Source organism: Pseudomonas sp. B7(2017), assembly GCF_002112745.1.
Classification (GTDB): domain Bacteria; phylum Pseudomonadota; class Gammaproteobacteria; order Pseudomonadales; family Pseudomonadaceae; genus Aquipseudomonas; species Aquipseudomonas ekonensis.
Genome location: NZ_NEIP01000003.1, coordinates 291,549 through 312,975, shown reverse-complemented (window position 1 = coordinate 312,975; position 21,427 = coordinate 291,549). Strand labels below are relative to the sequence as shown.

Sequence of the window (21,427 nt, the reverse complement as noted above, 5' to 3'; positions counted from 1 at the left end):
GCGTCAGTTGTTGCAACGGGCGAGCATCGTCGGCGCGTTCAGCGCGCTGGCCGCGAACCCGGCATTGGGCCAGTTGATGCGCGCGCCACGGCTGATTCCCTGGCGCAACTGGTCCGGCGGGCAGAGCTGCCTGCCGGCGGCGCGGCTGGCGCCCAAGAACCTGGACGAGTTGAGCCAGGCCATCCGCCAGGCGCCGGGCAAGATCCGGCCGGTGGGCTCGGCGCATTCCTTCAGCGCGCTGGTGCCCACCGACGGCACGCTGCTGTCGCTGAGCTACTTCAACGGCCTGCTCGGCCACGACCCGAACACCCTGCAGGCCGAGTTCGCCGCCGGCACGCCGATGTCGCGCATGGGCCAGCCGCTCAAGGACATCGGCCAGGCCCTGCACAACATGGCCGACATCGACTACCAGACCCTGGCCGGGGCGATTTCGACCTCGACCCACGGCACCGGCAAAACCTTCCAGTCCTATTCCGCCCATGTCTGCGGGCTGCAACTGGTGGGCGCCGACGGCCAGGTGCTGGACTGCGACAGCCAGCGCCACCCCGAGGTGTTCAACGCCGCCCGCGTCTCACTCGGCGCCCTCGGCGTGGCCACGAAGATCCGTCTGCAGAACCGTCCGGCCTACCGCCTGCGCGAGCGCCAGTGGATCGCCAAGACCGAAGAGCTGCTGGAGGACATCGACAAGAACACCTCGGAAAACCAGCACTGGGAAATGCTCGTGGTCACCCATTCCGACTACGCCTTGTCCATCGCCCTCAACGAAACCAGCGACCCGGCCACGCCGCCGATCAGCCCCGAAGAGGAGGGCGGCAACGAGTTCGTGACCCTGATCGAGAAGCTCGACAAGTACGGCAGCGATTTCCCCGAGCTGCGCAGCTCGCTGCTCAACAGCCTGCGCCACCTGGCCAGTTTCGATGACCGGGTGGGCGACTCGTTCGACATCTACGCCAACGTGCGCACCGTGCGCTTCAACGAGATGGAGTACTCGATCCCGGCGGAACACGGGCCGGCCTGCCTGCGCGAGATCCTCAAGCTGATCCGCGACAAGGACCTGCGCACCTGGTTTCCCATCGAGTACCGCTACGTCAAGGCCGACGACATCCCGCTGAGCATGTTCGAGGGCCGCGACAGCTGTTCGATCTCGGTGCATCAGCATTACCAGATGGATCACCATAACTTCTTCGCCGCCGTCGAACCGATCTTCTGGAAGTACAACGGCCGGCCGCACTGGGGCAAGTTGCACACGCTCAACGCCCGCACGCTGCAGCCGCTGTACCCGCGCTGGCACGAGTTCATCGAAGTGCGCCAGGCGTTGGATCCGCAGGGCAAGTTCCTCAATGCCCATCTGTCGTCGATTCTGGGGGTGAGCTGATGGCTGTCGACCGACGCAATTTCCTGTTGGGCACCTTGGGTGTCGGCGTGCTGCTGGCCGGCGTGGGTGCGTGGTTGCGGCCCGGTGACCGCGGCGGGCCCTACAACGACTATTTCCGCGAACTGAACCGCGAACTCAAGGCCCGCGGGCCGATGCGCCCGGTGATGCTGATCGACCTGGACCGGCTGGACCACAACATCGACGTGGTGGTGCGTTCGGTCAAACGGGCGGGCAAGCACCTGCGGCTGGTGGAGAAATCCCTGCCGTCGCCGGGGCTGCTGAGCTACATCGCCCAGCGTGCAGGCACCCAGCGGCTGATGTCGTTCCACCAGCCGTTCCTCAACCATGACGCGGTGACGTTCCCGCAGTCCGACATCCTGCTGGGCAAGCCGTTGCCGGTGCGTTCCGCCGAGCTGTTCTACCAGACCCACCAAGGCCCGTTCGATCCGTCGAAGCAACTGCAATGGCTGCTCGACGGCCCCGAACGTCTGCAGCAGTACCTGGCGCTGGCCCAAGGGCTGGGCACGCGGATGCAGGTCAACATCGAGCTGGATGTGGGCCTGCACCGGGGCGGGGTCGGCGACCTGGAAACGCTGGGGCAGATGCTCACGCTGATCGCCGCCAACCCGCAGCATCTGACGTTCGCCGGGTTCATGGGCTACGACCCGTTCGTGGGCATGGGCGTGCCGGGGATCCTCGGCTCGCCGCAGGAACTGTTCGCCAAGGTGATGGCGATCTATCAGCGCTGCGTGGATTTCACCCGCCAGCGCTTCCCGGCCCTGTGGCACGACGGCCTGTGCCTGAACACCGCCGGCAGCCCGAGCTACCGCATGCACGAAAACGAAACCCTGAGCACCGAGGTGTCGGTGGGCACGGCGATGCTCAAACCGACCCACTACGACCTGCCGTCGCTGGTCGAGCACGAACCCGCCGCCTACATCGCCACGCCTGTGCTGAAAAGCACCGGCGCGGTGAACATCCCGGCGCTGGACGACAAGTCGAAGCTGTTCTCCTGGTGGGACACCAACCAGCGCCAGACTTTCTTCATCTACGGCGGCAACTGGATGGCCGAGTTCGAATCGCCGCCGGGGCTGCAAAGCAACGGCGTCTACGGGCGCAGTTCCAATCAGGAGATGGTCAACGGCTCCAGCGCCGTGGGGTTGAACGTGGAGGACCAGGTCTTCCTGCGCCCGACCCAGACCGAGGCGGTGCTGCTGCAGTTCGGCGATTTGCTGGCGGTGCGCGGCGGCAAGATCGTCGACACCTGGCCGGTGTACGGCTGACATCCTTTCACCATTCCCCCTAGCAGGCGCGAGCCTGCTCGCGAAAGCGTCCTGCCGTCCGCTGGCAAGACGCTTTCGGGGCGGGCGCCACGCCCTTGCTTCCGTCCTACGGTGCCTTGGCCGGCGCCATCGCCAGCAGGCTGGCGCCCACATTTGATGGGTGCACGTCTCTTCGGTAATGAAGCTTTTGTGACAAAAGTTCGGTAGCACATCGCCAGTCCGGTCATGCCTATGTAACGCGCTTGAGGGGCCCTTCGGGGCGGTCATCGCAAGCCGAGGCGGGACGCCGGGAGTGAGGCAATGGGGACTATGGAACGCTACTCGAAAGTGGGCATGCAGGAACTCGATCAACGCCTGTCGAAGATCGTCGAGGCCGCGCGCAAGAAGCCGGTGTCGGTGTACCGCTACGGTGCGCCGTGGGTCTGGATCGTGTCGCAGGACGACTGGCAGGGCGCCTTGAAGGAGGTCTCCAGCTACATTCCGCCGGGCCATTCGCTGGTGTTGCTGCGCCCGCAGATCGATGACCTGCTCGCCGAGCACCGCGACCTCCTGCATGAACTCAATGCCGAGCCCGGCAGGGTCATTCCCGCGCAGACCGTCATGCACATCCTGCTCCTGCAGCTGCTGTATTCGGTGCCCAGCGAGCAGCAGTTGTTCGAGCAGCTCAACTACAACCTGCTGTTTCGCTGGTTCGTGGGGCTTGGCCTGAACCAGAAGGTCTGGAGCTTCAACACCCTCGGCCGTGACACCGCCACGCTGCTCAACAACCCGCGTGCGGTGCAGCTCATCCAGAAAATCATCGGCGAAGTGTTCTGCGGCGCGCTGCTGCAGATGCCCGAGTTCTCGTTGAACTTCGCCCTGCTGCACACGTGGCTGGGCAAGCACGCCGGGACGCCTGCCGCCAGCAATTGACCGACGCAGCACACAAGGCGCTTTCGCGCCGTAGACCATCGCGAATTCAGGGGAATGGTGTGGAACGGATTTTCAAGTCACGGCTGGCGCTGTGGGGCTGGCTGCTGGTGACGGCCGGCGCGCAGCCTGCGATCGCCGAAGAGGGCGCCGCGCCGCAGCGCCTGGTGGACGTCAACGAATACTTCGTGCGCGGCAACACCGTGCTCGACGCGCGGGCCATCGAAGAGGCGGTGTACCCGTTCCTCGGCCCGCAAAAGGCCCTGAGCGACATCGAAGGCGCGCGGGACGCGTTGCAGAAGGCCTATCAGGATCGCGGCTACCAATCGGTGTTCGTCGAATTGCCGGAACAGGCGGTGGCCGACGGCATCGTCTACCTGCAGGTCAGCGAGACCAAGGTCGGCCGGGTGCGGGTGGTCGGCGCCAAGCATTACTCGCCGCTGGACATCCGCGACAACGTCCCGGCGCTCAAGGAAGGCGAGGTGCCGGACTTTGCCAAGGTGCAGGGCGAACTGGCGCAACTGAACAAGACGCCGGGCCGCCAGGTCATGCCGCTGGTACGCGAGGGCCAGCGCCCCGGCACGATGGACGTGGACCTGCAGGTCGAAGACCAGAACCCGTGGACCGCCAGCGTCGGCCTGAACAACGACTACAGCGCCGACACCGAAAAGCTCCGGGCTGTCACCAGCCTGGGTTACAACAACCTTTGGCAGCTCGGTCACAGCCTCAGCCTGACGTACTTCACCGCACCCCAGGACACCGACAACGCCAAAGTCTGGTCGGCGTCGTACACCGCGCCGCTGAGCGACCGCTGGAGCGTGCAGTTCTCCGGCTACCAGTCCGACAGCAACGTCGCCACCCTCGGCGGCAGCAACGTGCTGGGCAAGGGCCATTCCTACGGGGTGTCGGCGATCTACACGCTGCCGTCCAGCGGCAGTTGGTCGAACTCGCTGTCGGCGGGCATCGACTTCAAGGACTTCGACGAACGCCTGACCCTGGCCGGCGACAGCGACAAGGTGCCGCTCAAGTACGCGCCGTTCACCTTCGCCTACAACGGCTACCGCTACACCGAAAAGAGCCAGCTGGGCCTTGGCCTGAGCCTGGTGGCCGCCACCCGCAGCATTTTCGGCTACGGCAGCTCCGACGAAGAGTTCGACTACAAACGCTACCGCGCCAAGCCGAGCTTCGCGGTGGTCAAGGGCGACACGAATTTCACCTGGACCTTCGACAACGACTGGCAGAGCGCAAGCAAGGCCGCGTTCCAGCTCGCGTCCGGGCCGCTGGTCTCCAACGAACAGTTCTCCGCCGGCGGCGCGACCTCGGTGCGCGGCTACCTGGCGGCCGAACGCACCGCCGACGACGGCTTCCTGCTCAGCCAGGAGCTGCGCACCCCGTCGCTGGCCAAGTTCGTCGGCGGCTGGATGCAGGACTGGCGCTTCTACGCCTTCGCCGAAGGCGCGCAACTGTACCTGCGCGACGAGCTGCCGGACCAGGACGCCGACTACGCCCTGGCCAGCGTCGGCCTCGGCACCCGCGCCAGCCTGAGCAAATGGCTGTCCGGCAGCCTCGACTGGGGCTACCCGCTACTCGAAGGGCCGAACACCTCGAAACAGGAATCGCGCCTGCATTTCAACCTTCAGGCCACTTTCTAACAGGAGCACTTTCCATGCAGCGCCTTTTCCTATCGTTGTTGATCTGCCTGGGCTTCGTGCTCCCGGCCACGGCCCAGGCCTGGTGGCAGGACGACTGGCACTACCGCAAGCAGATCGCCGTGGACACCACGCCCCAGGGCGCAGGCATTCCGCAGGCCCTGGGCCGTACCGCGCTGCTGGTGCGCCTGCACACCGGCAACTTCACCTTCGACGGCGTGAAGGAGGACGGCTCGGACCTGCGCTTCGTGGCCGCCGACGACAAGACTGTGCTCAACCACCAGATCGAAAGCTTCGATGCGCTGATGGGCATGGCGTTGGTCTGGGTCGATGTGCCGAACGTCGAGGGCGGCCAGCGCCAGGACATCTGGATGTACTACGGCAACCCGAAGGCCCCGGCCACCGGCAACGGCCAGCTGACGTTCGATCCGAACTACACCGCGCTCTATCACTTCGACGGCGCCACCGGCACGCCGGCCAAGGACACCACCGCCTACGGCAACACCGCCCAGAGCGCCACCGGCGCAAGCATCGACGGCGTGGTGGGGCGCGCCTTGCAGTTCAGCGGCCAGCCGCTGCTGTTGCCGGCCAGCCCGTCGCTGCAGCACAGCGCCGGCAGCGCGTTCACTTTCAGTGCCTGGCTGCGGCTGGATCAGGCCAACGGCGAGCAGTTGATCCTGGCCCGCCGCGAGGGCGCCGCCAGCCTGCTGGTGGGGGTCAATCAGGGTGTGCCGTTCGTGGAGATCGACGGCCAGCGCGCCGTCGCCGGCCAGGCGCTGAGCCCTGGCCAATGGCAACATCTGGCGGTGACCGCCGAGGGCGGCAAGACCGCGCTGTACGTCAACGGCCGCGAGAACGTCGCGCTGGCGCAAGCGATGCCGGCGTTCAACTCGGCCATGGCCATCGGCGCCGACCTTGCCGCCGGCCCGTACTTGCCGTTCGCGGGCGCCATCGACGAGCTGCGCCTGTCCAAGGTCGCGCGCCCGGCGGCGTTGCTGCTGGCCGACGCCACCGCCCAGGGCGCCGAGTCGAAACTGGTCGCCTACGGTGTCGATGAAGAACAGTCCGGCTTCGGCTTCGGCAGCCTGGGCTTTTTGCTCAACGCGGTGCCGGCGGACGCCTGGGTGATCATCGCGGTGCTGGTGCTGATGATGTTCCAGTCGTGGATCATCATGATCCGCAAGAACCGCACCCTGGGCCGCGTCACTGCCGCCAACGAAGATTTCCGCGTGCAGTTCGCCAAGGTCGGCACGCGCCTGGAGATGTTCGCCGACGACACTCAGCTCGCCCAGCGTCTGCAGCATTCGCCGCTGTGGCGCCTGTACCTGGTGGCCGTGAAAGAGATCCGCACCCGCCGCGAGCAGGGCGCCGACACCTCGTCGGTGTCGGCGGCCACCATCGAGGCCATCCGTTGCTCCATGGACGGCGTGCGCACCCGTGAGAACCAGGCCCTGAGCGCCAAGCTCTCGACCCTGTCCAACGCCATCGCCGGCGGCCCGTACATCGGCCTGCTCGGCACCGTGCTGGGGATCATGGTGGTGTTCCTCGGCACGGCCATGGCCGGTGACGTCAACATCAACGCCATCGCGCCGGGCATGGCCGCCGCGCTGCTCGCCACCGCCATGGGCCTGTTCGTCGCGATCCCGGCGCTGTTCGGCTACAACCGGCTGATCACCCGCAACAAGGAAGTCAGCGCCGACATGCGCGTGTTCGTCGACGAGTTCATCACCCGTCTGGCGGAGATGCACGGCGAAGGCCAGTCCAGTGAGGCGGCGCAGGTGCGCGGCCATCACGTCAACCACTCCGTACCGGCCTGAGGAGCACTGACATGGCGTCCGTAAATGCCTCCCACGACGATGACGAAGACGCAGCGGTGGACAGCATCAACATCACCCCGCTGGTGGACGTGCTGATGGTGGTGCTGGTGATGTTCATCCTCACCGCCACCGCCCAGGTGTCCGGGATCCAGATCAACCTGCCCAAGGCCAGCGCGGCGGTGTCGCTGTCCGAGGCCAAGACCAAGGCGATTTCGGTCAACGACGGCGGCCAGGTGTTCCTCGACGCCTACCCGGTGACCCTGGCGGAGCTGGAGGAGCGCCTGCGCATCGAGAAGGCGCAGAACCCGGACTTCCCGGTGATCGTGCGCGGCGACGCCACGGTGCAATACCAGAAAGTCATCGAGGTGCTGGACCTGTTGCGCCGGCTCGAACTGTCCCAGGTCGGTCTCGTCACCGGCAAACCGAGCCAGGGCTGAGCCATGACCGCACACAACCCGATCGAGCCGTTGCCGGTGAAGAAGGCCTCGCCGCTGCGCTACGTGAAGTGGGGCGCGGGGCTGATCGTCGGCGCGCTCGCGGCATATTTGCTGTGGCAGTGGGCCAACGACATGAGCGGCATCCGCCGCGAAGCGCCGAAGGTGCCGACCATCATTCCGTTGCCGCCACCGCCGCCACCGCCCCCGGAAAAGCCGCCGGAGCCGGAGCAGCCGGTGGAGGAAAAAGTCGTCGAGCCGGAGCCGACCCCCGAGCCGCAAGAGGTCAAGCCCGAGGAGGAAGCGCCGCCGTCGCCGGCGGACGACCTGGCCAACCCGATGCAGATCGACGGCGACGCCCAGGCCGGCAGCGACGCCTTCAACATCGGCGCGGGCAAGGGCGGCGGCATGGCCGGGGCCGGCGGCGGGCGCCTGGGCAACGGCACGTACAGCCAGTTCCTGGCGTTCACCTTCCAGAAGCTGCTGCGCGAGAACCCCGACCTGCGCAACCTGGCGTTTTCGCTGCAGGCCGATGTGTGGCTCAGCGGCGCCGGCGAAATCACCCGGGTGGAATTGACGAAGTCCAGCGGCAAACCGGACATCGACGCCCAGGTGCTGGCGGCGCTGCGTGCCGCGCCGGCCCTGAGCGAACGGCCGCCGGCCTCCATCACATTGCCTGTGCGCCTGTCCCTGCAGGGACGGCGTCCGGGCTGACCGAATTACTCAAGATTTGCCAAAAGGAGTTGTGTGCAGATGATTTCCCACGTGAACCGGTTGTCCCTGGCGGTCGGCATGGTCGTCGCGACCCTGGTCGGTCAGGCCGCGGCAGCGCCCGCGCCCGCGCCTTCGGAGAACGCCACGATCAACCTGATCCGCTTGCTGGTCGAGCAGGGCATCCTCAAGCAGGACAAGGCCGACGCGCTGATCGCCCAGGCCCAGAACGAGGCCGCCCAGGCGAAGCAGGCCGCCGCCTCGGTCGCCGTGGCGGCAGGCCCGGTCGCCGCGCCGGGGGACGTGCGCGTGCAGTACGTGCCGGCCGCGGTGCGCGACCAGATCCGCGATCAGGTCAAGGCCGAGGTCATGGCCACCGCCAAGCAAGAGAACTGGGCCCAGCCCAACACCTTTCCGGAGTGGGTCGCGCGCATCAGTTTCGACGGCGACATCCGCCTGCGCGACGAGTCGCGCTACTACTCGGGCAGCAACAGCAACGAGATCGTCGACTTCGCCAAGCTCAACAACAACGGCCCGTACGACGTGAACCCCAACAGCAGCACCAACCTGCCGCCGTTGCTCAACACCCGCGAGGACCGCGAGAACCTGTTCCGCCTGCGCGCCCGGTTGGGCATGAAGGCCGAGATCGCGCCGCAGTGGACCGCCGGCGTACGCATCGGCACCGGTTCGGACAACAACCCGGTGTCCACCACCCAGAACCTGGGCGGCGGCTTCGCCAAGAAAGACATCTGGCTCGACCAGGGCTACCTGACCTGGAAACCGTCGGATGAGCTGACCCTGACCGGCGGACGTTTCGCCAACCCGTTCATGTCCACCGACATGCTGTATTCCAACGACCTGAACTTCGATGGCATAGCGGCGATCTTCGACCGCAAGCTCAGCCGCGACTGGGGCGTGTTCGGCACCGTCGGCGCGTTCCCGGTGGACTACACCAACGACACCACCACCAGCAACGGCTTCGACAAGGAAGAAAGCGACAACAAGTGGCTGTACGGCGCGCAGATCGGCGCCAAGTGGGCGATCAACAGCGACAACCGGCTCAAGGGCGCGTTGGCGTACTACCGCTTCGACGACATCGAAGGCCAACGCTCCAGCCCTTGCCGGCCATGGGCCGGGGAACCGGGCTGCGACAGCGACGGCACCCGCGCCGCGTTCATGCAGAAGGGCAACAGCGTGTTCCTGCTGCGCGACATCACGCCCAACCCGCTCAACCCGGCGGGCACGCCGCAGCCGCAGTTCGTCGGCCTGGCGTCGGAGTTCAACCTGCTGGACCTGAACCTGGTCTGGGACGCGGATCTGCCGCAGGACTTCAAGCTGCGCGGCCAAGGCAACTACATCCACAACCTGGGCTACGACGAAGGCGACATGCGCAAGCGCTCGGCCGGGCAGATCGTCAACAACCTGGGCAGCGACGGCCAGATCAAGAGCGGCGCCAACGCCTGGATGGTGCAGTTCACCCTCGGCAACGCGCTGGATCTGAAGAAGCAAGGCGACTGGAACCTGTTCGCCGGCTACAAGTACATCCAGCCGGACGCCTTGCCGGACGGCTTCAACGATTCCTCGTTCCACCTGGGCGGCACCAACGCCAAGGGCTACATCCTGGGCGGCAACTACGGGCTGGCCAAGAACGTCTACGCCACCGGCCGCTGGATGAGCACCGAGGCGGTGTACGGCGCGCCGTTCGACATCGATGTCATGCAGCTTGAGATCAACACGCGCTTCTGAGGCGCCGGGAGAGGGTAATGGACACGCGTTTTCTGTGGCTCGGTCTGGGCCTGTTGGTCGCCACCGGCGCGAGCGCCGAAGGCATGGAGGAGCGCCTGCGCACCCAACTGCGCAGCACCGCCCAGCAATTGCAGGCCCTGCAGAGCCAGCAGGCCCAGGCCAGCGCCGCCCAGTTGGCGGCGCAGAACGAGGCCAAGGCGGCGCAGGCGCAGATCAAGCAATTGACCGCCGAACTGGCCAAGGCCAAGGGCGTCGCCGAGCAGTTGGCCGGCCAGCAGCAGAGCCTGCACAGCCAGGCTCAGGCTCAGGTGGCCGCCAGCAACGAGCAGGTCGGCAAGTTCAAGAAGGCCTATGACGAGCTGCTGGCCATGGCCCGTGCCAAAGAGGCGGAACGGTCTAAGCTTCAGGCGCAATTGGCCGAACGTGACACACAAGTGCAGCAATGTTCGGTCAAGAATCAGCAAATGTACGGCGTCGCCAAGGAGATCCTCACCGCCTACGAAAACATCGATGTGGCCCAGGTGATGAAGATCCGTCAGCCCTTCGCGGGCAGCGCCCGGGTCAAGTTCGACGAACTGGCCCAGGGCTTCGGCGACGAGCTCTACAAGACCCATTTCGATGCGCCGAAAACGGCGCTCGCCCAGTGATTTGACAAGGAAGCGACCATGACTCAATTGATCAGCCACGTGACCCCGGCCTCGTTGACCGAAGTGCTGCAAGCCGCCGGTTACCGGGTCAACCGGACCGAACAGAACGGCATCGTCCAGTTGCTCAGCGCAAGCCAAGGCATCGGCTACGCGGTGCGCTTCGGCAACCCGGCGCCGGAGGCCGGCGGTTTCGTGGACTTCACCTTTAGTTGCGCGCTGCGGGTGCAGGGCGAGCTGCCGGCCGGGGTGGCCGAGCAGTGGAACGCCTCGCGCCGCTTCGCAAGGCTGTCGTTGCAGGGTGAATTCCTGGTGATGGAAATGGACGTGGTGGTGGCGGCGGGCGTCAGCGCGGCGCACCTGCGCGGCAACCTGGAACTGTGGGACCGCCTGCTTCAGGAATTCATCGTGTACCTGCGTGATTTCAGCCAGCAGGCTGCCGCGCCGGCGGTGAACGCCGAAGCGGCCGCGCAAGAGGAAGCCGTGCTGTGAAAAAGCCTGCCATGGTGATGGGCGCCGCGACGGTGGCGCTGCTGGTGGTGGCCGTGGCGTTGGCGGTGCGGCCGGGCAGCGACCCGGTCGCCGCTCAGCAGCCGGCGCCGTCGATGCAGGCCGAGGCGGGGCCAGCGCTGGCCCGCCTGGGCAATCAGCAGGTGTCGCCGCAGGAGGTGCAGGCGCTGTTGGCCAGCCTGCCGCCGGCGTCCCGCGCACAGCTGCAAGGCAACCGCGAGGCGCTGGAGCGCTGGATCCGTTCGCGGCTGGCCGAAAAGGCCGTGCTGGAGCAGGCGGACGCTCAGGGTTGGGCGCAGCGTCCCGACGTCGCCCGGCAGACCCGCGCGGCCACCGAGCAGATCGTGTTCCGCGACTACTTGCGGTCGGTCAGCGAGGTGCCGGCGGACTACCCGAGCGCCGCCGAACTGCAGCAGGCCTACGAGGCCGGCAAGGCCGACTGGGTGACCCCGGCGCTGTACCGGGTCAGCCAGATTTTCCTCGGCGTGGGCGATCCGCAGAACCTCGACGCCGTGCGCAAGCAGGCGTCGGAGCTGAGCAAGAAAGCCCAGGCCGCGCCGGGGGAGTTCGCCGCATTGGCCGGCCAGTATTCCCAGAACCGCACCACGGCCGAGCGGGGCGGCGACAGCGGCCTGCAACCGTTGCAGCAACTGGTGCCGGAGGTGCGTGGCGCGGTGGCGCGGCTGAAGGTCGGCGCGGTGTCGGAGCCGGTGCAGAGCGCGGCGGGCTTTCACGTGATCAAACTCACCGAGCTGCAGCCGGCCCGCACCGCGACCCTGGACGAGCTGCGTGACCAACTGACCCAGGCGTTGCGTGCCCGGCGCCAGGAGCAGATCGCCCAGGCGTACCTGGACGGCATGCTCAACACCGCGACGCTGAGCATCGACGGGGCTGAACTCAACAAGGTGCTGGAGGGAAAACGGTAATTCGGATCCACCGCTGAACCTTGTGGGCACTGGCTTGTCGGCGATGGCTGCGTGTCAGTCACCAGACAGGTTGGATCGGCCGACCGCATCGCTGGCAAGCCAGCGCCCACGAAGGACGAGTGCACAGGCAAACAACAAAGATCGACAGGGAGTCATCGATGTCATTCACCGAACCCGCAGGACGACAGGGCAGCCCCGAATACCGCTGGCCGCAGGACAAGGAGGAACCCTGGCAGGCCCGGGCCGCCGCCCTCGACGGCGACGTGGCGCAATACTTCCTGGTAAGCGCCCGCTGCGGTTGCTTCATGCAGGCGGCCCGCAGCCTCAACGTGCGTTCGACCTTGCTGCGCAAGCAACTGGCGCAGTTGGAGCAGCAACTGCAATGCGCGCTGTTCAGCTTCCAGGGCAGCGCCCTGAGCCTGACCCGCGAAGGCCAGCAGTTGCAGGCGCGGCTGATCGCCCTGGCCCATGAGCGGAAGCTGCCGGTGGTCGAGCAGCCGCTGGTACGCCTGGCCGTGGCCGAGTCGATCCTGCACGACATCCTGGGCCGCGACCTGATCGCGCTGCTGCGCCGCAACGCCAGCGTGCGCCTGGAGATCATCTCGGTGGACAGCGAACTGGCGCTGCGGGCAGTGAGCGCCGACGTGGTGCTGTGGCTGGCCCCCGGCGACAGTCCCCATCCCGGCCCGACCTTCGCCACCGACGAACCGCAACGCCTGGCGACCCTGGACTACCTGCCGCACATCGCCAAGCGCTATTCGCGGGTGACGGCGCGCCCGGACACCCTCGACGACCTGGCCGACTTCATGCTGGTGCAGTGGCGTCACGACCGTCAGATCGACGGTTTTCGCCCCTGGAACAACCTGGTCGAACAACGCCTGGCCGGGGTGGTGCAGATGCAGTCCTATGAGCTGATGCTGGAGATGATCCGTTGCAGCGCCTGCATCGGTCTGCTGCCGATGTACATGGGCCGCTTCGACCGGGGCCTGGTGGCGTTGCCGGGGCTGTTCGACGAGCCGATGCGGTTGCAGGCGTGGCTGGCGGTGAATGCCGAGTCGCAGGCATCGGCCGAGGTGCAGGCGTTGGCCGGACTGATCCGCCACACGTTCAGCGAGCGGCAGGAATGGTTCGAATAGCCTGACGCTGGATCACATGATGGGTGGCGGATTAGAGTGAACCGCCATGCAACCGATCCAGGAGGGATCCGCCATGCCTGACGACAACGTCGCCATCCACCTCGAACGCTTCAACGAATCCCACGTCGAGGGTGTCACCGCGCTCTACAACGATCCGGCCGTGGGTCGGCAGGTGCTGCAGATGCCGTTTCAGTCCAGCGAGGTCTGGCGCCAGCGGCTGCTGGCGGACAACGAACGGGCGGTGAAGCTGGTGGCGCTGCACCAGGGCGCGGTGATCGGCAACCTGGGGCTTGAAGCGTACTCGCGGATGCGCCGCAGCCATGCCGCCAGTTTCGGCATGGCCGTCGCCTTGGCGTGGCAGGGCAAGGGCGTCGGTTCCCGGCTGCTGGCGGCGGCGCTGGACGTCGCCGACAACTGGATGAATCTGCACCGGGTCGAGCTCACCGTGTACGCCGACAACGACGCCGCCATCGGCCTGTACCGCAAGTTCGGCTTCGAGACCGAGGGGCTGTTGCGTGACTACGCCGTGCGCGACGGGCAATGGGTCGACACCCTTAGCATGGCCCGCCTGCGCCCGCGCCCCAAGGCGTGACTCAGTCGTCCAGGGCGAACGCCACCGCCGCCTGCGCATGCAGCGCGGTGGTGTCGAGCAGGGGCAGGGCGCTGTGCTCGGGCTTGATCAGCAGGCCGATTTCCGTGCAGCCGAGGATGATCGCCTGGGCGCCCCGGGCGGTCAGGGATTCGATCACCCGCTGATAGGTCTGCCGTGACGTTTCGCTGATCACGCCGACACAAAGCTCTTCGTAGATGATCCGGTGCACCGCACGGCGTTCGGCCTCGTCCGGCACCAGCACGTTCAGGCCCTGGGCGTGCAGCCGCTGCTTGAGGAAGTCCTGCTCCATGGTGAACGCCGTGCCGAGCAGGCCGACGGTGTTGGCGCCGATCTCCAGGGCCGCATGGGCGGCGGGTTCGGCGATGTGCAGGAACGGAATGCCGACGGCGGCCTGGATCGGCTCGGCCACCTTGTGCATGGTGTTGGTGCACAGCACCACGCATTCGGCGCCGCCGGCCTCCAGCCGGCGCGCGGCATCCACCAGGATCGCCGCCGCGTCGTCCCAGCGCCCGGCGTGCTGGGCCTGCTCGACCGGACCGAAATCCACGCTGTGCATCAGCAGCTGCGCAGACCGCAGCGGCCCGAACCGGTCACGGACCTGCTGGTTGATGAGGCGATAGTATTCGGCGCTGGATTCCCAGCTCATGCCGCCGATCAGGCCGATGGTGCGCATTGGATGTCCTCAGGCTGTGGCCTGCGCGGATGCGCCAGGCCTGAGGGGAGTTTCCGGCGGTTCGGCGGCGGATGCCAGCGCAAATCAACTGTAGCGCCCATTCAGTTGCAAAGTGTTGCGCAGCGTCATCCGCCCCGAAGCGGTTTCCCGCCGCACGCCGGGCTTACGGTGTCACAGCTTGATCGGCCGGATCGTAGGAAAACGATGAATCGACGCCTGGCGTGGAGGGCGGCGTCAGCCGGATGATCGGCACGAGGATCTTCGGGTCGGTCGAGTTGTAGAAGTCCCTTTGGTTGTACTGGGCCTCGGCCAGTCCGGCATCGCTTCCGCCGTAGATGTAGAAGAACGCCATGAGCGGGAACTTGTTCGGCGGGAAGCTCTGGGCGCACGACTTGGCAGGGTCTGCCGACAGCGGGTCGCACCAGGTCTTGATCAGGATTTCATTGTGTTCGTTGACCCCGGACACGTTGGCGAGCGCTCTGGCCCGGATGGACTGATAGAACGCCGGGCCCGCGAGTTGGTTGCGGTCATCCGATATGTCGAAGCCGCACTGGCGCTGGTTCCGGTTGCCGCCGGCGATCGACCACACGTCATACCACTGCTCCGCCGTGGTCACGCCGGCGTTGTGGCAGAGCTGGCTCTGTTGGGGATAGTCGGGGTGGGCCACGCAGACCTCCGTCGCCGAGCGGGTCCAGGTCCAGGCGTCGTAAGGGTAGGAGCACAGGTAATCCAGGTCATACTTGTCGGCCGGTGCTTCGAAAATCGGATAGACGATGAATCCGTTGCCGTGCCCCCAGGCCAGGCGTCCGAAATTGGCATCGGCCCGCAGATAGGAAAACGAGACGCCACCGTTCTTCACCGAGTTGGGGCTCGGATCCCAGACCTTGTACTGATTGTTGGGATCCTTGACCGTCACCCGCAGCGTCACCCCCGAGCAGAGGAACGCCGGCTGCGAGTCGGAGTTGAAGCAGTTGGGGAATTTCCGGCCGTAGAGCGTCTTCAACTGCGTGACGATGGCCGGGCCGTCGAGCACCTGGGTGCCGCTGCCGTTGGCGCTGACGTTGACGTTGACGGTCGCCGGCGGCTGCGTCGCGACTTGCGAGCAACCGGCCAGCAGGACGAACAAGAAGATTCCGATGGCTTTGCGCATGACGTGCTCCTTCGCCCGGTCGGGCACTTTGGTGTTTCGTGTGGCGCGTCCCTAGATCGTCACCCGCAGATACCAGGAAAAGATGATCGGCTCGCTGGTGCCGGTACGGTGCAGGGTGTAGTTGAACAGGCCGGTCTTGCCCCGGTTGTTGCTGATCCAGGCGGGGGGGACGGCGACGTCGGTGTACTGCGGCTGGGTGATGCCGAACTCGTCGCTGTGGTGGCGGATGGTGCCCACCGTCAGAGAGATGCGCACCTTGTGGCTCCCTTCCAGAGGAGGGTAGTAGGCGCGCAGGTTTGTCTTGTTGGCGTTGAGAGTCGGTTCACCCAGCAGGTGCTTTTGCGCGGTGACGTTGATGTCTAGGTTTCTCGACGGTATGTCTGGCTGGGTGCCCGGCAACCGCACGGTATACGAGATTTTCGCGCTGTTGGCGATGCAGTCGACCACTTCCTCGCGGGGCACACGGAAGGTCAGGGTCTGGCCTGCGGTGGTGACGGTCTGGATTTCGCTGCCGAAGGTCGAGTTGCGCCCCACCCAGTACACTTTCACGGTCTGGCCCGGCGCCGATCCGGTGTAGTTCACCTCGACCGTGGCGTACTGGGCCTCGTAGAAGTCGCGCACGAAGTTCAGCACGGTTCCGTTGGCGTCCTTGGCCTCCAGCACTTTCGGCGGTCTGAGGTCCAGTGCCGGCGTGCGGATGTGCACGTCGATCTCGGTGGTCGCGGACCAGATCGCCAACGGGCCTGAGGTGTTGCCGATCTGGTCGGTGACGCGGTACTTGAGCTGGAACCTGGGGTTGTCCTGCCAGAACGCCTCGGTGAACAGGGTGATCACCACGCTGCCGGCCGCCGCTTGGGCGGCCGTCACGGTGTGGGTGGTTTCACGGCCGTCGGCGCTCAAGGTGATGACATCGCGTTCGCGCAGGTGGATGTAGCGCAGGGTGACGGCCACGCCTTGCGCCGCGCGCGCGGCATCCACGCCGTTGGCGATGACATCCGCCGGCAGGGTCATGAGCAGGTTCGGGTTGTCGCCCGTGCCCGTGACTTCGCCGCCGGGGCGCGGGGTGTGGAAGAGCGCCACCAGCGGTTGCGAGGTTTCGGGGTCGGGTTGGCTGATGCGGGTGACCCGCAGGCTCAGGCGGTTGATCCCGTCGCGCAGGAGGGCGGCCGGCAGGTTCAGGTCGAAGCGCAGGTTTTCTTCACCCGGCTGAATGGTCTTGCTGACGGCGGCGGTGGCCGATTCATTGAGCAGCAGTTCGGCGAAGTCGCGCGGTGCCATGTTCAGCCACGGATCGCACGACACACGGAGTATGCCGTTACTGATGAGCGACAGCGCAATGCCGCCGTCGGGGGCCTCAGGATGAACCACCGGAACCGTCAGGCCGGGAATGGCGGGCCGGTCGATGACCAACGGCTGATTGTTGTTGTCTGGCGTGTTCATGGTCGCGCTCCTGTCGTGCCGATATCGCGTTGACGAGTCAGCGATATCAAACACCCGCAGGCGCGGCCGGGCACCTGTCAGATCTGACAGGTGCCCTCTCAAAGTACGCAGAAAAGACCACCGTCGGTCGTTTTCCGGATCTGTGCTGAAACCGGTGGGAGCCCGCCTGCCGGCGATGGCGGCCTGTCCGACGAACCGCCATCGCCGGCACCGGCTTCATCGCGGGCAGGCCCGCTCCCGCAGGGTCACATGTCCATGTTGACCCAGCCCGGCTTGGCCTCCTCCGGCGCCACGGCCTTCACCGTCTTGCCGGTGGCCAGCTCCACCCGCCGCGCCACTTCCGGGTCGTCGGCGAACGGCGTGAGGCTGGCGTCGTCGAGGCTTTGGGCGGTTTCGTGGCGCAGGCAGTACTCCACCGACAGCCACAGAAACAGCACCCCCAGCCCATTCAGGAACATCTCGAACATGGCCGCCTCCTTGCCTAGGCGATCTGCGCGTCGCGATGGGCCAACGCCACGTCCGCCACCCGCACGGTGCGCCACACGTTGTAGGCCATCAGCAGCATGCCGCTGAGGAAGAACACCCCGCCGGCGAAGCGCACGATGAAGCCCGGATGGCTGGCCTGCAGCGCTTCGACGAAGGAGTACGTCAGCGTGCCGTCTTCGTTGATCGCGCGCCACATCAGGCCCTGGGTGATGCCGTTGACCCACATCGAGGCAATGTAGAGCACGGTGCCGATGGTCGCCAGCCAGAAGTGCAGGTTGATCAGCGGCGTGCTGTGCATGCGTTCGCGGCCGAACACTTTGGGCACCATGTGGTAGGTGGCGCCGAAAGTGATCATCGCCACCCAGCCCAGCGCCCCGGCGTGCACGTGGCCGATGGTCCAGTCGGTGTAGTGGGAGAGGGCGTTGACGGTCTTGATCGCCATCATCGGGCCTTCGAAGGTGGACATGCCGTAGAACGCCAGCGACAGCACCAGGAACCGCAGGATCGGGTCGGTGCGCAACTGATGCCAGGCGCCGGACAGCGTCATCATGCCGTTGATCATGCCGCCCCAGCTCGGCGCCAGCAGGATCAGCGACATCGCCATGCCCAGCGACTGCGCCCAGTCGGGCAGGGCGGTGTAGTGCAGGTGGTGGGGACCTGCCCAGATGTACAGGGTGATCAGCGCCCAGAAGTGCACGATCGACAACCGGTACGAATACACCGGCCGGTTCACTTGCTTGGGCACGAAGTAGTACATCATCCCCAGGAAGCCGGTGGTCAGGAAGAAACCCACCGCGTTGTGGCCGTACCACCACTGCACCATGGCGTCGGTGGCGCCGGAGTACACCGGGTAGGACTTGAACCAGTCCACCGGGATCGACAGGTGATTGACCACGTGCAGCATCGCGATCACCAGGATGAACGCGCCGAAGAACCAGTTGCCGACGTAGATGTGCTTGGTCTTGCGTTGCACCACAGTGGTGAAGAACACCACGCCGTAGGCCACCCAGACCACCGCCATCCAGACCGCGCCGGAGAATTCGATCTCGGCGTACTCCTTGGTGGTGGTGTAGCCCATCGGCAGGGTGATGAACATGATCACGATCACCGCCTGCCAGCCCCAGAAGGTGAACGCCGCGAGCCGGTCCGAATACAGCCGCACCTGGCAGGTGCGCTGCACCGCGTAGTAGCTGGCGGCGAACTGGGCGCTGCCGGCGAAGCCGAAGATCACCAGGCTCGTGTGCAGGGGCCGCAGGCGGCCGAAGGTGGTCCACGGCAGGTCGAGGTTCATGTCGGGCCAAACCAGTTGCGAGGCGATCCATACCCCCATCGCCATGCCGACCACACCCCAGAAAACGGTTGCGATGACAAATTGGCGGACGACCTTGTAGTTGTAGGCCTGTCCGGTTGCTGCTGTGCTCATGGTCGATTCATCCACGGTTGCAAAGGCTTGCCGAACCACCCGGCCCGGCATGGGCTGCACTGTAGGAACCCTGCCGAAAACAAAACAGGCTCAGGAATCTTTCATTTGTGCGGATCAGATTTAAAGGCTGCCTGCGGCCATCTGCCGCGCTCTGATACGGTTTTTATGGTTTCAGGTGAATCTGTAACGGCCTGCGCCGCATCGGCATAGTTCAGCAAAAGCAATAACTGTGGGAGCGGGTTGGGTCGCGAATGCGGTGTGTTAACTGACACACCGCATTCGCGACCCAACCCGCTCCCACAGAAAACCCTGATGAGGTAGCCGATGTATCAGTACGACGATTACGACCGGGCGCTGGTGTTCGAGCGCGTGGCGCAGTTCCGTGACCAGGTCGCCCGGTTCCTGGCCGGCGAGTTGAGCGAAGAGGAGTTCCTGCCGCTGCGCCTGCAGAACGGCCTGTATATGCAAAAGCACGCGTACATGCTGCGGGTGGCGATCCCCTACGGCACCCTGAGCGCCGGGCAGATGCGCACCCTGGCCGGCATCGCCAGCGACTACGACCGGGGCTACGGCCACTTCACCACCCGGCAGAACATGCAGTTCAACTGGATCAGGCTGGAGGAGGTGCCGGACATTCTCGAACGCCTGGCGCAGGTCAACATGCATGCGATCCAGACCTCCGGCAACTGCGTGCGCAACATCACCACCGAAGCCTTCGCCGGGGTGGCGGCGGACGAGCTGATCGACCCGCGTCCGCTGGCCGAGATCCTGCGGCAGTGGTCGACGATCAACCCGGAGTTCCTGTTCCTGCCGCGCAAGTTCAAGATCGCCATCTGCTCGGCCAGGCAGGACCGCGCGGCGATCATGATGCACGACATCGGCCTGTACCTTTACCCCGGCCGGGACGGCCAGATGCTGCTGCGGGTGATCGTCGGCGGCGGGTTGGGGCGCACGCCGATCCTGGGCCTGCAGATCCGCGACGGCTTGCCGTGGCAGCACCTGCTGTCCTACGTCGAGGCGGTGCTGCGGGTCTACAACCGCCACGGCCGGCGCGACAACAAGTACAAGGCGCGGATCAAGATCCTGGTCAAGGCGCTGGGCATCGAGGCATTCGCCAAAGAGGTTGAAGCCGAATGGCAGCACCTCAAGGACGGCCCGGCGCAACTGACCGACGCCGAGTACCAGAGGGTCGCCAGTGCCTTCGTGCCGCCGGCCTACCGGTCGCTTGCCGGCACCGACCTGGACTTCGGCACGCACCTGGCCGAGAGCCCTGCGTTCGCCCGTTGGGTCGCGCGCAACGTGCAGCCGCACAAGGTGCCGGGCTACGTCAGCGTGGTGCTGTCGACCAAACCGGGCGCGGCTGCCGCGCCGGGTGACGTCACCGGCCAGCAGATGCTCGCGGTGGCCGACTGGTCCGAGCGCTTCGGCTTCGGCGAGATCCGCATCGCCCACGAGCAGAACGTCGTCTTGCCGGACGTGCCCAAATCCGAGCTTCACGCCCTGTGGCTCGAAGCGCAGGAGCGAGGGCTGGGCAGCGCCAACGTCGGCTTGCTCACCGACATCATCGCCTGCCCCGGCGGCGACTTCTGCGCGCTGGCCAACGCCAAGTCGATCCCGGTGGCCCAGGCGATCCAGGCGCGCTTCGAGGACCTCGACTACCTGCACGACCTGGGCGACATCAGCCTGAACATCTCCGGCTGCATGAACGCCTGCGGCCACCACCACATCGGCAACATCGGGATCCTGGGCGTCGACAAGAACGGCAGCGAGTGGTACCAGATCACCCTCGGCGGCGCCCAGGGCAAGCACAGCACGTTGGGCAAGGTCATTGGGCCTGCGTTCAGCGCCGCCGAAGTGCCGCAGGTGATCGAGCGGATCATCGCCACCTTCGTGCGCTACCGCGAAAGCGAGGAACTGTTCATCGATACGCTGGCGAGGATCGGCCTGGAGCCGTTCAAGGAACGGGTCTACCCCAAGGCGCTGGAGGCGACGGCATGAACAATCTGCTGCGGCTGGAAGAGGGCGGGGCGCGGATCGTGGCGGACGACCCGTGGACGCTCGTGCGTGAGCCGGCAGGCACGCGGCCGGCGGGGCTGCTGATTCTGCCGCTGGCCCACTGGCTGGAGTCGCCTTCCACCCACGCGGTGTGGCTGGGCCCGGACGACGAGGTCGAAAGCCTCGTCCCGTGGCTGGCCTCGCTGCCGCTGATCGCCCTCGACTTCCCGAGCTTTCGCGACGGCCGCGCCTACAGCCAGGCCTACCTGCTGCGCAGCCGCTTCGGCTGGGCCGGTGAACTGCGGGCCATCGGCGACGTGCTGCGCGACCAGCTCAGCCACATGCGCCAGTGCGGCTTCGACAGCTTCGCCGTGCGCGAGGACAAGTGCGCCGAAGACGCGCTCAAGGGCCTGGCCGGGATGAGCGTGCAGTACGGCCGCTCGGTGATCGAACCGCGGCCGCTGTTCCGCCGGCGGTAGCCACAGCAACCCCTGCACAGGGGAAACC

The 21,427-nt window shown here is 66.1% G+C and carries 20 protein-coding genes; 15 read left to right on the top strand and 5 right to left on the bottom strand.

The features are described 5' to 3' along the window. Positions 1-46 precede the first annotated feature (46 nt). The 13 genes from CAG29_RS07845 (at position 47) to CAG29_RS07785 (ending at position 13,732) form a co-directional block, all read left to right on the top strand. Positions 47-1,375 carry a D-arabinono-1,4-lactone oxidase gene (locus CAG29_RS07845; RefSeq protein ID WP_170930384.1) on the top strand — a complete coding sequence of 443 codons (1,329 nt, stop codon included), beginning with the start codon at positions 47-49 and terminating at the stop codon, positions 1,373-1,375. Positions 1,376-1,449: 74 nt separating this feature from the next. Further along, a complete protein-coding gene (locus CAG29_RS07840; RefSeq protein ID WP_170930383.1) occupies positions 1,450-2,658 on the top strand; it encodes a DSD1 family PLP-dependent enzyme in 1,209 nt (402 codons plus the stop codon). A 309-nt stretch (positions 2,659-2,967) separates the two neighbouring features. After that, positions 2,968-3,570: a transposase gene (locus CAG29_RS29000; RefSeq protein ID WP_371916620.1), complete on the top strand. Its 603-nt coding sequence runs from the start codon at positions 2,968-2,970 to the stop codon at positions 3,568-3,570. Between the two features lie 59 nt (positions 3,571-3,629). Further along, the gene (locus CAG29_RS07830; protein WP_085694157.1) at positions 3,630-5,219 is read left to right on the top strand and encodes a ShlB/FhaC/HecB family hemolysin secretion/activation protein; all 1,590 of its coding nucleotides are present in this window, start codon (positions 3,630-3,632) and stop codon (positions 5,217-5,219) included. Between the two features lie 14 nt (positions 5,220-5,233). Beyond that, positions 5,234-7,033, top strand: a complete 1,800-nt coding sequence (locus CAG29_RS07825) for a DUF2341 domain-containing protein (RefSeq protein ID WP_085582428.1) — start codon at positions 5,234-5,236, stop codon at positions 7,031-7,033. An 11-nt stretch (positions 7,034-7,044) separates the two neighbouring features. After that, complete coding sequence (locus CAG29_RS07820; RefSeq protein ID WP_025110048.1) at positions 7,045-7,470, top strand: biopolymer transporter ExbD; 426 nt, start codon at positions 7,045-7,047, stop codon at positions 7,468-7,470. Positions 7,471-7,473: 3 nt separating this feature from the next. Further along, positions 7,474-8,181 (top strand): TonB C-terminal domain-containing protein, encoded by a 708-nt coding sequence (locus CAG29_RS07815; RefSeq protein WP_085582430.1) that lies wholly within the window; start codon positions 7,474-7,476, stop codon positions 8,179-8,181. Positions 8,182-8,220: 39 nt separating this feature from the next. Beyond that, positions 8,221-9,924 (top strand): putative porin, encoded by a 1,704-nt coding sequence (locus CAG29_RS07810; protein ID WP_085656506.1) that lies wholly within the window; start codon positions 8,221-8,223, stop codon positions 9,922-9,924. Positions 9,925-9,941: 17 nt separating this feature from the next. Next, on the top strand, positions 9,942-10,571 hold the full coding sequence (locus tag CAG29_RS07805) for a DNA repair protein (RefSeq protein WP_085582434.1): 630 nt from the start codon (positions 9,942-9,944) through the stop codon (positions 10,569-10,571). A gap of 18 nt (positions 10,572-10,589) precedes the next feature. Continuing rightward, entirely contained in the window at positions 10,590-11,060 is a 471-nt protein-coding gene (locus tag CAG29_RS07800; protein ID WP_085582436.1) for a YbjN domain-containing protein, read from the top strand. Further along, entirely contained in the window at positions 11,057-12,004 is a 948-nt protein-coding gene (locus CAG29_RS07795; RefSeq protein ID WP_085694155.1) for a peptidylprolyl isomerase, read from the top strand. Before CAG29_RS07800 ends, CAG29_RS07795 begins: the two co-directional genes overlap by 4 nt. A gap of 158 nt (positions 12,005-12,162) precedes the next feature. Next, positions 12,163-13,140 carry a LysR family transcriptional regulator gene (locus tag CAG29_RS07790; RefSeq protein ID WP_085582440.1) on the top strand — a complete coding sequence of 326 codons (978 nt, stop codon included), beginning with the start codon at positions 12,163-12,165 and terminating at the stop codon, positions 13,138-13,140. 73 nt (positions 13,141-13,213) lie between these two features. Continuing rightward, positions 13,214-13,732, top strand: a complete 519-nt coding sequence (locus CAG29_RS07785) for a GNAT family N-acetyltransferase (protein ID WP_085632777.1) — start codon at positions 13,214-13,216, stop codon at positions 13,730-13,732. A gap of 1 nt (position 13,733) precedes the next feature. On the opposite strand, the gene CAG29_RS07780 is transcribed toward CAG29_RS07785, so the two are convergent. The 5 genes from CAG29_RS07780 to ccoN all read right to left on the bottom strand — a co-directional run bounded on the left by CAG29_RS07780 (position 13,734) and on the right by ccoN (position 18,925). Beyond that, positions 13,734-14,426 carry an aspartate/glutamate racemase family protein gene (locus CAG29_RS07780; protein ID WP_085694153.1) on the bottom strand — a complete coding sequence of 231 codons (693 nt, stop codon included), beginning with the start codon at positions 14,424-14,426 and terminating at the stop codon, positions 13,734-13,736. Between the two features lie 163 nt (positions 14,427-14,589). Beyond that, positions 14,590-15,576, bottom strand: coding sequence for a halovibrin HvnC (locus tag CAG29_RS07775; RefSeq protein WP_085694151.1), 987 nt, complete (start codon positions 15,574-15,576; stop codon positions 14,590-14,592). Positions 15,577-15,627: 51 nt separating this feature from the next. Beyond that, complete coding sequence (locus tag CAG29_RS07770) at positions 15,628-17,016, bottom strand: hypothetical protein (protein ID WP_085582448.1); 1,389 nt, start codon at positions 17,014-17,016, stop codon at positions 15,628-15,630. Positions 17,017-17,261: 245 nt separating this feature from the next. Next, positions 17,262-17,483, bottom strand: a complete 222-nt coding sequence (locus CAG29_RS07765; RefSeq protein WP_085582450.1) for a CcoQ/FixQ family Cbb3-type cytochrome c oxidase assembly chaperone — start codon at positions 17,481-17,483, stop codon at positions 17,262-17,264. 14 nt (positions 17,484-17,497) lie between these two features. Next, a complete protein-coding gene (gene ccoN, locus CAG29_RS07760; RefSeq protein ID WP_085582452.1) occupies positions 17,498-18,925 on the bottom strand; it encodes a cytochrome-c oxidase, cbb3-type subunit I in 1,428 nt (475 codons plus the stop codon). A 324-nt stretch (positions 18,926-19,249) separates the two neighbouring features. Between ccoN and CAG29_RS07750 the strand changes: the two genes are divergently transcribed. Beyond that, positions 19,250-20,923: a nitrite/sulfite reductase gene (locus tag CAG29_RS07750; RefSeq protein ID WP_085632771.1), complete on the top strand. Its 1,674-nt coding sequence runs from the start codon at positions 19,250-19,252 to the stop codon at positions 20,921-20,923. Further along, the gene (locus CAG29_RS07745; RefSeq protein ID WP_085582456.1) at positions 20,920-21,399 is read left to right on the top strand and encodes a DUF934 domain-containing protein; all 480 of its coding nucleotides are present in this window, start codon (positions 20,920-20,922) and stop codon (positions 21,397-21,399) included. The genes CAG29_RS07750 and CAG29_RS07745 overlap by 4 nt, the downstream gene beginning before the upstream one ends. The last annotated feature ends 28 nt before the right edge of the window (positions 21,400-21,427 follow it).

What these genes read in the sequence shown, in the direction of transcription:
- CAG29_RS29000 (WP_371916620.1), top strand. Translation starts at nt 2,968, where the DNA reads ATGGAACGCTACTCGAAAGTGGGCATGCAGGAACTCGATCAACGCCTG.
- CAG29_RS07810 (WP_085656506.1), top strand. Translation starts at nt 8,221, where the DNA reads ATGATTTCCCACGTGAACCGGTTGTCCCTGGCGGTCGGCATGGTCGTC.
- CAG29_RS07790 (WP_085582440.1), top strand. Translation starts at nt 12,163, where the DNA reads ATGTCATTCACCGAACCCGCAGGACGACAGGGCAGCCCCGAATACCGC.
- CAG29_RS07780 (WP_085694153.1), bottom strand. Translation starts at nt 14,426, where the DNA reads ATGCGCACCATCGGCCTGATCGGCGGCATGAGCTGGGAATCCAGCGCC.
- CAG29_RS07770 (WP_085582448.1), bottom strand. Translation starts at nt 17,016, where the DNA reads ATGAACACGCCAGACAACAACAATCAGCCGTTGGTCATCGACCGGCCC.
- CAG29_RS07800 (WP_085582436.1), top strand. Translation starts at nt 10,590, where the DNA reads ATGACTCAATTGATCAGCCACGTGACCCCGGCCTCGTTGACCGAAGTG.
- CAG29_RS07765 (WP_085582450.1), bottom strand. Translation starts at nt 17,483, where the DNA reads ATGTTCGAGATGTTCCTGAATGGGCTGGGGGTGCTGTTTCTGTGGCTG.
- CAG29_RS07805 (WP_085582434.1), top strand. Translation starts at nt 9,942, where the DNA reads ATGGACACGCGTTTTCTGTGGCTCGGTCTGGGCCTGTTGGTCGCCACC.
- CAG29_RS07785 (WP_085632777.1), top strand. Translation starts at nt 13,214, where the DNA reads ATGCCTGACGACAACGTCGCCATCCACCTCGAACGCTTCAACGAATCC.
- CAG29_RS07815 (WP_085582430.1), top strand. Translation starts at nt 7,474, where the DNA reads ATGACCGCACACAACCCGATCGAGCCGTTGCCGGTGAAGAAGGCCTCG.
- CAG29_RS07745 (WP_085582456.1), top strand. Translation starts at nt 20,920, where the DNA reads ATGAACAATCTGCTGCGGCTGGAAGAGGGCGGGGCGCGGATCGTGGCG.
- CAG29_RS07825 (WP_085582428.1), top strand. Translation starts at nt 5,234, where the DNA reads ATGCAGCGCCTTTTCCTATCGTTGTTGATCTGCCTGGGCTTCGTGCTC.
- ccoN (WP_085582452.1), bottom strand. Translation starts at nt 18,925, where the DNA reads ATGAGCACAGCAGCAACCGGACAGGCCTACAACTACAAGGTCGTCCGC.
- CAG29_RS07775 (WP_085694151.1), bottom strand. Translation starts at nt 15,576, where the DNA reads ATGCGCAAAGCCATCGGAATCTTCTTGTTCGTCCTGCTGGCCGGTTGC.
- CAG29_RS07750 (WP_085632771.1), top strand. Translation starts at nt 19,250, where the DNA reads ATGTATCAGTACGACGATTACGACCGGGCGCTGGTGTTCGAGCGCGTG.
- CAG29_RS07820 (WP_025110048.1), top strand. Translation starts at nt 7,045, where the DNA reads ATGGCGTCCGTAAATGCCTCCCACGACGATGACGAAGACGCAGCGGTG.